This window comes from Cryobacterium shii (genome assembly GCF_004402595.1).
Taxonomy (GTDB): domain Bacteria; phylum Actinomycetota; class Actinomycetes; order Actinomycetales; family Microbacteriaceae; genus Cryobacterium; species Cryobacterium shii.
On record NZ_SOFY01000016.1, the window covers coordinates 22,766 to 35,118 of the forward strand.

11 protein-coding genes are annotated in these 12,353 nt (G+C 70.1%); 4 read left to right on the forward strand and 7 right to left on the reverse strand.

All coding sequences use genetic code 11. The annotated features are described in order from the left end of the window. Window positions 1-142 precede the first annotated feature (142 nt). Window positions 143-760, reverse strand: a complete 618-nt coding sequence (tmk, locus tag E3O49_RS04560; protein WP_241975882.1) for a dTMP kinase — start codon at window positions 758-760, stop codon at window positions 143-145. After that, the gene (gene topA / locus E3O49_RS04565) at window positions 757-3,843 is read right to left on the reverse strand and encodes a type I DNA topoisomerase (protein WP_134451057.1); all 3,087 of its coding nucleotides are present in this window, start codon (window positions 3,841-3,843) and stop codon (window positions 757-759) included. The genes tmk and topA overlap by 4 nt, the downstream gene beginning before the upstream one ends. 140 nt (window positions 3,844-3,983) lie before the next feature. Between topA and E3O49_RS04570 the strand changes: the two genes are divergently transcribed. After that, entirely contained in the window at window positions 3,984-4,226 is a 243-nt protein-coding gene (locus E3O49_RS04570) for a hypothetical protein (RefSeq protein ID WP_134365437.1), read from the forward strand. Between the two features lie 95 nt (window positions 4,227-4,321). Here the strand turns inward: E3O49_RS04570 and E3O49_RS04575 are convergent, their stop codons facing one another. The 5 genes from E3O49_RS04575 to E3O49_RS04595 all read right to left on the reverse strand — a co-directional run bounded on the left by E3O49_RS04575 (window position 4,322) and on the right by E3O49_RS04595 (window position 7,752). Beyond that, complete coding sequence (locus tag E3O49_RS04575) at window positions 4,322-4,741, reverse strand: Rv3654c family TadE-like protein (RefSeq protein WP_241975883.1); 420 nt, start codon at window positions 4,739-4,741, stop codon at window positions 4,322-4,324. Further along, window positions 4,741-5,088, reverse strand: a complete 348-nt coding sequence (locus E3O49_RS04580) for a TadE family type IV pilus minor pilin (protein WP_241981073.1) — start codon at window positions 5,086-5,088, stop codon at window positions 4,741-4,743. The genes E3O49_RS04575 and E3O49_RS04580 overlap by 1 nt, the downstream gene beginning before the upstream one ends. A gap of 7 nt (window positions 5,089-5,095) precedes the next feature. Beyond that, entirely contained in the window at window positions 5,096-5,266 is a 171-nt protein-coding gene (locus tag E3O49_RS18900; RefSeq protein ID WP_134402693.1) for a DUF4244 domain-containing protein, read from the reverse strand. Window positions 5,267-5,509: 243 nt separating this feature from the next. Continuing rightward, window positions 5,510-6,487 carry a type II secretion system F family protein gene (locus tag E3O49_RS04590; RefSeq protein ID WP_244285250.1) on the reverse strand — a complete coding sequence of 326 codons (978 nt, stop codon included), beginning with the start codon at window positions 6,485-6,487 and terminating at the stop codon, window positions 5,510-5,512. Window positions 6,488-6,534: 47 nt separating this feature from the next. Next, window positions 6,535-7,752 (reverse strand): TadA family conjugal transfer-associated ATPase, encoded by a 1,218-nt coding sequence (locus E3O49_RS04595; protein ID WP_134410201.1) that lies wholly within the window; start codon window positions 7,750-7,752, stop codon window positions 6,535-6,537. A gap of 435 nt (window positions 7,753-8,187) precedes the next feature. On the opposite strand from E3O49_RS04595, the gene E3O49_RS04600 reads away from it, so the two are divergent. From E3O49_RS04600 to E3O49_RS04610, 3 genes are all read left to right on the forward strand, one after another. Next, complete coding sequence (locus E3O49_RS04600; RefSeq protein WP_134366074.1) at window positions 8,188-8,820, forward strand: acetate uptake transporter; 633 nt, start codon at window positions 8,188-8,190, stop codon at window positions 8,818-8,820. A gap of 172 nt (window positions 8,821-8,992) precedes the next feature. Beyond that, on the forward strand, window positions 8,993-10,948 hold the full coding sequence (gene acs, locus E3O49_RS04605) for an acetate--CoA ligase (protein WP_134366075.1): 1,956 nt from the start codon (window positions 8,993-8,995) through the stop codon (window positions 10,946-10,948). Window positions 10,949-11,127: 179 nt separating this feature from the next. Continuing rightward, a partial coding sequence (locus tag E3O49_RS04610) for an acyltransferase family protein (protein WP_134451060.1) occupies window positions 11,128-12,353 on the forward strand: 1,226 nt, incomplete at its 3' end.

A 12,353-nucleotide genomic window follows, 5' to 3' on the forward strand; every position in this document is an offset into this window, starting at 1 on the left:
TTCGACGGAGATTTTGCCGAAAACGGCCGGTTTAGGGCCCAAAACAGTGTGTACGGGCAAAATCTCCGTCGAATTCGTTAGGGGCGGGGGTTTCTGCGGCGGCGCCGGCCTGGGAGTGACTCATGCCCGCGACTGCGGAAGGTCAGAGCAGTGCGGCGACGCGCTCACGGATGACGGCGGCGATCTCCGCGACCGGCAGCGCGGCATCCACGACCAGGAAACGCTCCGGCTCGGCCGCAGCCAGCCCGAGGAACGCGGCGCGCACCCGGCGGTGGAAGTCGCTCTTCTCGGCCTCCAGCCGGTCGAACCGCTTGTTATCGGCGTCGAGCCGCCCGCGGGCGACGTCCTCGTCGAGGTCGAGCAGGATGGTGAGCTCGGGCAGCAGACCCTCCGCCGCCCAGAGCGACAGTTCGCGGATCTCGTCCGCACCCAGCACCCGCCCGGCACCCTGGTAGGCGACGGATGAGTCGAGGTAGCGGTCCTGGATCACCACTTCGCCGCGGGCGAGCGCCGGGCGCACCGCGGTCGCGATGTGCTGCGCGCGGTCGGCCGCGTAGAGCAGCGCTTCCGCGCGGGGGGACACCTCGCCGCGGTGATGCAGCACGATCTCGCGGATCAGGACGCCGACCGGCGTGCCGCCGGGCTCGCGGGTGCGCAGGACGGTGCGTCCGCCCTGCTCGAGCCAGTCGGTGAGGAGCTGCGACTGGGTCGTCTTGCCTGACCCGTCGCCGCCCTCGACCGTGATGAACAGCCCGGTCACGACTGCGCGGATGCCTGGTTCGCGGCGGCCTTGGCGGCCGCGGTGGCCGCCCGGGTCGCTGCGGCCTTCGCTGCGGTCGCCGCCTTCTGGGCGGGGGTCCTGACCACTGCGGCGCGGGCCGTCCCGACCTTCGCGGCACTGGTCTTCGCCGCCCCGGTCTTCGTGCCCGGAGCCCTCCGCACGGTGGTGGTGGCCCCCGACGCCGTCGTCGTCTTCACGGCGGCCTTCTTGGCTGGCGTCTTTTTCACGGCCGCCTTCTTGGCCGGGGCCTTCTTCGCCGGCGCCTTCTTGGCCGCGGCCTTCTTCACGACCGGTCCCTTGGCACGCTTGTCGGCCAGCAGCTGTACGGCGCGGTCGAAGTCGACCTCCTCCACCGTTTCGGCCTTGGGGATGGTCGCGTTGGTGACGCCGTCGGTGACGTAGGCGCCGAACCGGCCGTCCTTGATCTTGATGGCCTTGCCGCTCTCGGGGTCGGGCGCCTCGAACTCCTTGAGGGCGCTCGACGCCCGCCGTGCGCCGTACTTGGGCTGGGCGTAGAGCTCGACCGCGCCGGCCAGGTCGATCTCGAAGATCTGGTCCTCGCTGGTCAGCGAACGGGTGTCGACGCCCTTCTTCAGGTAGGGGCCGAACTTGCCGTTCTGCGCCGTGATCTCGGAACCCGATTCCGGGTCGACGCCCACCGTGCGCGGCAGGGCGAGCAGGTGCAGAGCGGTGTCGAGGTCGATCGTGGCCAGGTCCATGGTCTTGAACAGCGAAGCCGTGCGCGGTTTCACGGCGGCGACCTTCTTAACCGCGCCCTTGCGCTTGGGCTTGGCCGCGGCGGCTGCCGTGGCGGCCGTGGTCGTCGCGGCGGCCTCGGCGGCAACCGAATCGGATAGCAGCGTCACCTCGCCGGTCACCGGGTCGATGGTCTCGCCCGGCTCGACGACCTCGGCGACCGGCTCCAGCTCGGTGACATAGGGACCGAACCGGCCGTCCTTCGCCACGATGCTCTTGCCGTTCTCCGGGTTCACGCCGATCACGCGGTCGGTGATGACCGGCGCGTCGATGAGTTCACGGGCCTTCGCCGGGGTCAGTTCGTCGGGCGCGAGGTCCGGCGGGATGTTGACGCGGCGCGGCGGCGCATCCGGGGACGCCTCGGGGTCGATGACCTCGAGGTAGGGACCGTATTTGCCGATGCGCAGGGTGATGTCATCGCCGATGGGCATCGAGTTGATCGAGCGGGCGTCGATCTCGCCGAGGTTGTCGATGACCTGGCGCAGGCCGCGGTGCTTCTCGGAGCCGAAGTAGAAGCTGGTCAGCCAGTCGACCCGGTCGGCCTTGCCGTCGGCGATGCGGTCGAGGTCGTCTTCCATCTCGGCGGTGAAGTCGTATTCGACCAGGTCGGAGAAGTACTCCTCGAGCAGGCGCACGACGGAGAACGCGATCCAGTTGGGCACCAGGGACTGGCCGCGCGGGGTGACGTAGCCGCGCTCGGTGATCGTGGAGATGATCGATGCGTACGTCGACGGGCGGCCGATGCCGAGCTCTTCGAGCTTCTTGACCAGGCTGGCCTCGGTGTAGCGGGCGGCCGGGGTGGTCTCGTGGCCCTTGGCCTCCACCTCGAGCAGGGTCAACTTCTGGCCCTCTTCGAGCGGCGGCAGCTTCGACTCGGTCGCGTCGGTGGGCGCGTTGCGCTCCTCGTCGCGGGATTCCTCGTAGGCCAGCATGAAGCCGCGGAAGGTGATCACGGTTCCGCTGGCGGAGAACTCGGCGAGCGCTCCGGATGCCGCGGGGTGCGCGGCGGGACCGGTCGGGCCGGCCGCGATGGTGACCGACGCGGTCGAACCGGTCGCATCCGCCATCTGCGAGGCGACGGTGCGCTTCCAGATCAGGTCGTACAGCTTGAAGTCGTTGCCGCGCAGGGTGGACGCGAGCGAGGGCGGGGTGCGGAAGGTGTCGCCGGACGGGCGGATCGCCTCGTGCGCCTCCTGTGCGTTCTTGCTCTTGCCTTTGTACAGGCGGGGCTTGTCGGGCACGGTTTCCGCGCCGTAGAGCGCCGACGCCTGGGTGCGTGCGGCCGTGATCGCCTGCTGCGAGAGCGACGGCGAGTCGGTACGCATGTAGGTGATGTACCCGTTTTCGTAGAGCGACTGGGCCACGCTCATGGTCTGCCGGGCGGTGAAGCGCAGCTTGCGGGCGGCCTCCTGCTGCAGGGTCGAGGTCGTGAACGGCGCGGCCGGGCTGCGCCGGTACGGCTTGGAGGCCACCTTCGTCACGGTCAGCGCGACGGACGGCTCCTTGAGGGCGTCGGCGAGAGCGAGGGCGGATGCCTCGTCGAGCGTGACCGCGGACACCTTCGGCTTGAGCTGGCCGAGGTCGTCGAAGTCGCCGCCGGACGCGATGCGCTCACCGTTGAGGCGGACGAGCTTGGACTGGAACGCGGCATCCGTCGCCGACGTGCCAGGGGCGAGCTGGGCGATCAGGTCCCAGTAGCCGGCCGACACGAACGCCAGGCGTTCGCGTTCGCGCTCGACGACGAGGCGGGTGGCCGCGGACTGCACCCGGCCGGCGGACAGGCCGGGGCCCACCTTGCGCCAGAGCACGGGCGAGATCTCGTAGCCGTAGATGCGGTCGAGGATGCGCCGGGTCTCCTGGGCGTCGACGAGGGCGGTGTCGAGGTCGCGGGTGTTGTCCTTGGCCTGGAGGATCGCTTCCTTGGTGATCTCGTGGAAGACCATGCGCTTCACGGGGACCTTGGGCTGCAGCACCTGCAGCAGGTGCCAGGCGATGGCCTCGCCTTCGCGGTCCTCATCAGTTGCGAGCAGGAGTTCGTCGGCGTTCTTCATGGCCCGCTTGAGCTCGGCCACGGTCTTCTTCTTCGCGTCGGACACCACGTAGTACGGCTCGAAGCCGTTGTCCACATCGACCGAGAATTTGCCGAGGGGACCCTTTTTGAGTTCCGGCGGGAGGTTTTTGGGCTCAATCAAGTCGCGGATGTGGCCGACCGAGGACAAAACCTCGTAGCCGTCGCCCAGATAGGCGGCGATCGACTTCATTTTCGTCGGCGATTCGACAATGACCAGCTTCTTAGTGCCTGGCACCAGACTCCTCTTTATAGGTACGGGTCCAAGGATGGGCCAAGGCACACCATACACACTGCACCGGAGTCCCTGCCAACTCGTGCCGGACCGCCACCGGCATTGGGGGTTGCCAGGCAGGCGCTCGCGGAGACAATAGAAACATGGCTACAACAGCAACGGGCACGTACACCGCGAAGCTCACGGACGGCCCCCTCGAAGGCAAAACCGTCACCACCGAGTTCCTCGAATCCGGTGATCCACGGCCGCGACTCGAAATCCCGGCCGACTCCGGCAAGAAGCGGTATCTGTACATGCGCGGCGCCGGCCTCGAATTCGGCTCCTCCGAGTTTCCGGAGCGCCCCACCGCCGTCGACTACCGTTTCATCGAGGCCGTTTTCGACTGATCCGGCGCGACTGAACCGACGCGACTGACCCGGCTCGACAGATCCGGCCAGTAGGTCTGACCCGCCTGACCTTCCCGCCCCGCCGACCGCGCAGGTCAACCGGGCGGCGGTCCCGCGCGTGACCGTGCACCCAGGTCGAGGCCGAGGTAGCCGCGCCCGATGCTGACCGAGGCGATCAGCCCCTCGACCGAGCACGCGGTGACGGATGCCCCGTTGAGCCTGGCCGCCTCGGCTGCGGCCTCGCAGGGCACCCCGGCCACGGCGCCCGAGGCCGTGTCGGCGGCGGCCAGCGCCGCGGCATCCGCGGACCCCTGCACCGCCCGCCCGACCGCCAGCACGGCGAACAGCGGAACGACCACCGCCGTCACCAGGAGCACCGCGCCGATCACCCCGACCGCGAGCACCGTGCCGGACCCCCGTTCGCCGCGCCCTGACCGCGTGCGCGGAAACTGAGCCCGGCACATCCAGGTGCGGAACCGGCGCATCCGGGTCCATCGAAACAGGGTCCGCCGCATCAGAGCCCCCCGGCGAGCGCGCAGGACCCGGCCGTCAGGGTCAGCCCGAAGGCTGCGAAGGGCGAGAAGGCGCTCGGCACGCTGAGCCGCACGCAGACGAATTCGCCGCGCCGCTCCGACGTCAGCGAGGTGCCCGGCACGGCCCGGTCGACGAGCCCCGCGGCCCGGTCGGTGCTGTCCCCGCGGGCAAGGGACCGGGCGGCGCCGGCCGCGGCATCCGTCAACCGCACCTGCTGGCCGACGACCTGCACGGCCCCCAGGCAGCAGGCCAGCACGAGCAGCACGGCCGGCACGACGGTCGCGAATTCGGCGGTGACGCTGCCACGCTCTGCGGTGTGCCGCGGCACCGGTCGGCTACCCCACGGTGAGGGCATTGCGCACCAGGTCGGTGAGGATGCCGCGCACCTCGTCGCCGCGCAGAATCACGATCAGCAGGCCGGCGAAGCCGACCGCGGCCATGGTCGCGACCGCGTATTCGGCCGTCGCCGCCCCGGTCTCGTCGCGCCGGCGCGGCCACGCCCGCATTAGGCGGGAGCGCCGGCCCGAGGAGCCGGCGTTCGAGGCCCAGCGCGACGTGCCGGCCGGGTCGAGTGTGCCCGCGGGAACGGTGGGACCGGTGGGGGTGGGACCGGTGCTGGTTGGATCGGTGCTGGGCATGCGTTCGTCTCCTTCTCGCGTCGGGCGACGCGGTGTGTGGCGGCACGAGTGCACCCAGACTCTCCCGGCACGGGTCGGCCCGATCGCCGGGGCGGAAATCGGTGCGATCCGTCAGAAGACCAGGACTGTGGAGGACAGGACGGTCACCAGCAGCGGCACGACCCCGATCAGCATGAAGGCGGGCAGCACGCAGACTCCGAGCGGGATCATCAGCGTGACGCCGAGGGTGGCGGCCCTGCGCTGGCCGTCACTGCGGGCGTCCCGGCGCAGCTGCTCGGCTTCACTGCGCAGCAGCTCGGCGGCCGGGACCCCTGCCCGCTGCGACAGGGCGAGCACCTGCTCGATGGCGGCCACCGAGTGCCCGCGGCGCAGCGCGAACCGCTCGGCAGCCGCGTCGACCAGGCCCCGGGCCCGGTCGATCGAGCCGCCGCCGGTCATGGCGATCGCGGTCAGTTCGAGTTCGAGACCCGGGGTCTGGTCGCGCGCCCGGGCCCCCCGGACGAGCCACCGGTTCCAGCGGTCGGCCGCCAGCATCAGCGCCGCCCCGCCCGCCAGGCAGACCCAGCCCGGCACGGTGAGGAACAGCGTGCGCAGCGTGTCGAAGCCCAGCAGGCTGCCGAGCAGGACGCCGACTACGGGCAGGAACGCCACCATCCGCGCCGTGGCGCTCGGCCCGGCGAGGGCGACCTGGAGGTCGGTGTGCAGTTGTCCGAGCTCCCGGAAGGATCCCGCGAGCTGGCGCAGGCAGTCCGCCAGCGGCGCCCCGGCCTGGGTGGCCACCTGCCACGCCGCCGCCAGCCCGAGCCAGGCCTCGCCGACCGGACCGCCGAGCAGGCCGGCCTCCGCGGCGACGGCATCCGCGATGCTCTCGCCCCGGCGCCCGGCGGCGGCCGCCGCACGGATGATCGGCGCGGGCTGGGCGGGCGAAGTCGTCGATTCGCGCCGGGCCGTCGATGCGCCTCGAGCCGTCGATGCGGGCGCCCCCGGCGGGGCCTCGGGGCCTCCGCTCGCAGAGGTCACGTCGAGATATTCCCAGGCGGAGGCCGGCGAGACGCCCGCGGCCAGCAGCACCGCAAGGCGCTGGGTCACCTGTGCGACCTGCTCCATCGCCGGTTCGGGTGTCCGGCGCCACCGTCTCACGGCGGGTCCCGCGGCAGTGTGTCCTTCGGCGTCGGGTCCCGCGGCAGCGCCGGGTCCCTTGGCTTTGTGTCCCTCGGCAGCGCATCCGTCGGGGCTGCGGCGGCCCGCCTGCCGTGGCCCCTGGTCGCGGCGCCCTGGCCCCGCTCCTCTCGCTCGACCGGCACGGTCACCAGCCGGTGGCCGTCGAGCGCGAACCGGGCCGGGGGCGCGAGCCGGCGCAGGCCGTCGCGGCGCTCCAGGTGCAGCACCAGCCCGATCGCGCTCACGGCCTGGCGGGCCACCGCTTCGGGGCTCATCCCGGCGAGCGCGCCGAGCGCCTCCAGCCGGGCCGGGATGTCCCGCACCGAATTCGCGTGCAGGGTTCCCGCGCCGCCGTCGTGGCCGGTGTTCAGGGCCGCCAGCAGTTCCCGGATTTCGCCGCCGCGGCATTCGCCGAGCACGAGCCGGTCGGGGCGCATCCGTAACGCCTCACGCAGGAGGCTGTCCAACCCGATCCGCCCGGCCCCCTCGAGGTTCGCCTGGCGCGACTCGAGCGCGACGACGTGCGGGTGGTCGATGCGCAGTTCGGCGACGTCCTCGATCACGACGATGCGTTCGCCCGGCGGCGCCTCCCCCAGCAGGGCCGCGAGCAGGGTGGTCTTGCCGCTGCCGGCCGCGCCCGTGATCAACAGATTCTCCCGGTGGTGCACCGCGGCCCGGAGCCGCTGGACGAGACTAACGGCCTCCTCACCCGGCCCGAACAGGCCGGCCTCCGCGAGCGCGGCGAGACTCGGTCGCGCGGCCCGGGGCAGCCGGATCGAGAGCAGGGTGCCGGTGCTCGACGCCGGCGGCAGAACCGCATGAACCCGGATGCCGTCGGAGAGCCTGACGTCGACGCAGGGGCTGGCCTCGTCGATGTGGCGCCCGCCGAGGGCGATCAGACGCACCGCCAGCTCGCGCACCTGCGTCTCGGGGCAGGCCCAGCCCGGCTCGCGCACGAGGCCGTGACCGGCGTCGACCCACAGCCCGGCTTCGCCGTTGACGAACAGGTCGGTGACCTGCCGGGCGGCGGCGAACCGGGCGAGCGGGCCGAGCCCGGAGACATCGAGGGCGGGCTGGTCTGGGGCGGGCGCGTCTGGGGACGGCGTGTCGCGCGCCGCGCCCTCGAGTGTCGGCCCGGCAGGAGCCGCGCCCTGAGCGGCGTAGGACGGCACGGCGATGAACGGAGACGGCATGCGTCGACGGTAGGCCCGGCGGCGGCGCTGTGCGGTCAGGCCCGTGCACCTGAGAGAAACGAGGCGACCCGCGCCCTGGGGAGGAGCCCCGGTCGGAATCCACCGGGTGAAAACCGCCGGTTAAAAAAAGGGGGGCGGCACCTATTGGGGGGAACAGGTGCCGCCTCGGCAGTGCGTTGATTGGGGGGAACCAAACACACCGCAGGTCTAAACTTTCGTTCGGACGTGTCCCAATGTACAAGGGGAATTACAGATGCGCAAGTCCTTTGTGTCCTCATAAATGAGGACACGGATCCATGCGGCCTGATGGGCCCACAATTAGGGGTGTTACCGCAGCGAAATTTGCCCTCAATGTCATCGAAATCATGACGCCGGGCCGTGGTGTAGCTTGAAGAGGACGCCAGTGCTGGCGCCAGGGGAAAATTGAGGGGTTCAATGAAGAACATCGATACGGACTTACAACCCGAGGCGAATGCGGCTCCCGCAGCCGTCGTCAGCGGTCCCGCTTCATTCGCAGATCCAGCAGCGCTCGGTCTGGGCGCATTCGCCCTGACAACGTTCGTACTCAGCACCGTGAACGCCGGTCTTCTTCCGGCAACGGTTGAACCGATCGTGTTCAGCCTGGCTCTCTTCTACGGCGGCATCGCACAGTTCGCGGCCGGAATGTGGGAATTCGCCAAGGGCAACACCTTCGGCGCGACAGCCTTCACCTCGTTCGGCGCCTTCTGGATGTCGTTCTGGTACCTGGCTACAGCGACCGATTTGTCCGCCGCCGGCGCGGACGCCGGCAAGGGAGTGGGCGTCTGGCTGTTCGCCTGGGCGATCTTCTCCTTATATATGACCATCGCGGCACGCAAGACCAGCATGGCCGTCTTCCTGGTTTTCGTTGTTCTGACCGTCACCTTCTTCTGCCTCTCCATCGGCGCGTATTCCGGCGTCGTCGCTTTCACCCGGGTCGGGGGCTGGCTGGGACTGATCACGGCGCTGCTCGCCTGGTACGCCTCGTTCGCGGTCGTGGCAAATTCCACGTTCAAGCGAAACATGCTGCCCGTAGGACCGGCAGCGTAAGACCACACCCGGCTGCCGCAGGCGCCGAGTTACCCCACGCCACGGCGGGGACAGTTCGGCGCCGGGAATGGCCGCAACGCCCCGATTCGCGGGGCACCGCACGAGCCGGTCCTGGCCTCCACCGGGCCGGCCGTCGAACCGAAACCACGCATCGCAAAGGAGCGACATCCGCATGAGTGTAAAGATCGACAACCTTCTCCACGAAACCCGTAGATTCCCGCCGACGCCGGAATTCGCGGCCCAGGCCATCGCAACTCCCGCGCTGTATCAGGACGCCGCGGACGACCGTTTGAAGTTCTGGGCTGACCAGGCCCGCGAACTCCTGGACTGGAAGAAGCCGTTCACGAAGACGCTCGACTGGACGAACCCGCCCTTCGCCAAGTGGTTCGAAGACGGCGAATTGAACGTGGCCTGGAACTGCCTCGACCGGCACGTGCTGGCCGGCAACGGCGACCGGGTGGCCCTGCACTTCGAAGGCGAGCCGGGCGACTCCCGGGACATCACGTACGCCGAGCTCACCGCCGAGGTGAAGCGGGCTGCGAATGTGCTGACGAAACTCGGCGTGAACGCCGGCGACCGGGTAGCCATCTACCTGCCGATGATCCCCGAAGCCGTGATCGCGATGCTGGCCGTGGCCCGCATCGGTGCCGTGCACTCCGTGATCTTCGGCGGATTCAGCGCCGAGAGCCTCCGCTCGCGCATCGACGACGCCAATGCGGTGCTCGTGATCACCGCCGACGGCGGCTACCGCAAGGGCAAGGCCTCCGCGCTCAAGCCGGCCGTCGACGCGGCCCTGGAGAGCGGCGAGACCACCGTGCGCAACGTGCTCGTCGTCAAGCGCACCGAAGGCTTCGTGGAGTGGTTCGACCGCGACCTCTGGTGGCACGACGAGCTCGCCTCGGTCGACGCGGAGCACGAGGCCGAGGGCTTCCCCGCCGAGAACCCGCTGTTCATCCTCTACACGTCGGGCACCACCGGAAAGCCCAAGGGCATCCTGCACACCACCGGCGGCTACCTGACCCAGACGGCCTTCACCCACAAGAACGTGTTCGACCTGCACCCCGAGACGGATGTCTACTGGTGCACCGCCGACGTCGGCTGGATCACCGGCCACAGCTACGTGGTCTACGGCCCGCTCGCCAACGGGGCCACCCAGGTGCTCTTCGAGGGCACTCCGGACACCCCGCACCCGGGCCGCTGGTGGGAGATCATCGAGAAGTACAAGGTGAGCATCCTCTACACGGCGCCCACCGCCATCCGTACGTTCATGAAGCTGGGCCGCCAGATTCCGCAGGGCTTCGACCTGACGAGCCTGCGCCTGCTGGGGTCGGTGGGCGAGCCCATCAACCCGGAGGCCTGGATGTGGTACCGGGAGGTCATCGGCGGCAACGTCGCTCCGATCGTGGACACCTGGTGGCAGACCGAGACCGGGGCGATCATGATCTCCGCCCTGCCCGGCGTGACGACCACGAAGCCGGGTTCGGCGCAGTGCCCGATCCCCGGTGTGGTGATCGACGTGCTCGATGACGAGGGCAACCACGTCGGCCGCGACAACGGTGGCCTGCTCGTGGTCACCGAACCGTGGCCGTCGATGCTGCGCGGCATCTGGGGCGACCCGGAGCGGTTCAAGGAGACCTACTGGGAGAAGTTCGGTTCGGAGAACCCGCGTTACTTCGCGGGCGACGGCGCCCGCCTCGACCGCGACGGTGAGATCTGGCTGCTCGGCCGGGTCGACGACGTGATGAACGTGTCGGGGCACCGCCTGTCGACGGCCGAGATCGAGTCGTCGCTGGTGGCGCACCCGATGACGGCCGAAGCGGCCGTGGTCGGAGCGCACGATGACACGACCGGCCAGGCCGTGGTGGCCTTCGTCATCATCAAGTACAGCCACCTGGAGGAGTCCTCGCACGCGGACCTTCAGGCCGTGCTGCGGGCGCACGTGGCCCAGCAGATCGGTGCGATCGCGCGCCCCCGCCAGATCTTCATCGTGAACGAGCTGCCGAAGACGCGCTCGGGCAAGATCATCCGGCGTCTGCTGCAGGATGTCGCGGAGGGCCGCGAGGTCGGCGACACGACCACGCTGGCCGACACCTCCGTGATGACGGCCATCATGTCCACCCTGAAGTAGGGCCGGGTCTCCCCCGCCTCCGCTTCCGCTTCCGCTTCACTGCTCCGCTCCTAACCAATTCGACGGAGATTTTCGCGAAAACCAGCCCACAGCATCCGTTTGGGCCTGTTTAAGTGAGAATCTCCGTCGAATTCGTTCGCGGAGGAAACACTCAACCGCCGCGCCTAGCGTGGTGGGCGATGACTGACCCTCGCCCAGCCCCGCCCGGCCGCCTGCTCGCCCTCGACGCTCTCCGCGGGGTCGCGGCGCTGATCGTGCTGGTGCACCACGTGTCGATGACCGTGCCGGCGATCTCCGCGGCCTACGAGTCCAGCGACGGCGTTGCCCTCTGGTCGGTGGGCTGGTGGACGACGCTGTCCCCGCTCAAGATCCTGTTCGCGGGGCCCGAGTTCGTGCTCGTCTTCTTCGTGCTGAGCGGATTCGTGCTCGTGCTGTCGCCCCTGGCGGCCACGGCCTACAACTGGCGCTCCTACTTTCCGCGCCGGATCATCCGGCTCGCGGTTCCGGTCGTGGTGTCCGTCGCCCTGGCCGCCGCCTGGATCGCCCTCGTCCCCCGCACCGGTGGCGATGCCGGCGGGGCCTGGCTGGCCCGGCAGGACGATCCGAACGTCGGCCTCGCCAATCTGCTGAGCGAGGCCAGCGTCATCGGCTCGACCAACCGGCCCGATGTCAACCCGCCCCTGTGGTCGCTGGCCTGGGAGATGTGGTTTTCGCTGCTGCTCCCGGCCGGGGTGCTGCTGGCCGCGGCCACCCGGCGGTGGACCCCGATCTGGGCAGCGGTCCTGATCGCGGTCTCGGGGTTCGGCTACGTCGAGCACATCGAGCCGCTGATGTACCTCCCGGCGTTCGCGCTCGGCACGCTGCTCGCGGCGAACGTCGACGCTCTACGCGCCCGCGGCGCCGCACTGACCGCGCATCGCTGGGGCACCGTCGCCTGGGTCGGCCTGACCGCGCTCGGGCCGCTCCTGCTGATCGCGCACTGGCTCGTGCGGCCGCTGGTTTCCGGTCCGTGGGGAGACCTGACCCTCGCCCTGCGCGTACCGGGTGCCGTGCTGATCGTCGCCGTCGTCGCCCTGTGGCCGCCGCTGCAGAGGCCGCTGACCGTTCGCCCCCTGGTCTGGCTGGGGTCAATCAGCTTCAGCCTGTACCTCGTGCACTTCCCGATCGTGGTCGCCTTCGGGAACATCTTCGGCCCGTCCCGGTGGTGGCTGGCCGCCCTGGTCTCGGTGCCGCTCAGCCTTCTGCTGGCCCAGCTGATGTACCGGTGGGTCGAGCTCCCGTCGCAGCGGTTCGCTTCCTGGGCCGGGCGGGCGGCGGCGCATCCGTCACGCCCGGCGCGCCTGACCCGCGCCGCCCGCGTGACCCGCGCAGCCCGCGTGACCCGCGTGACCCGCGCAGCCCGCTC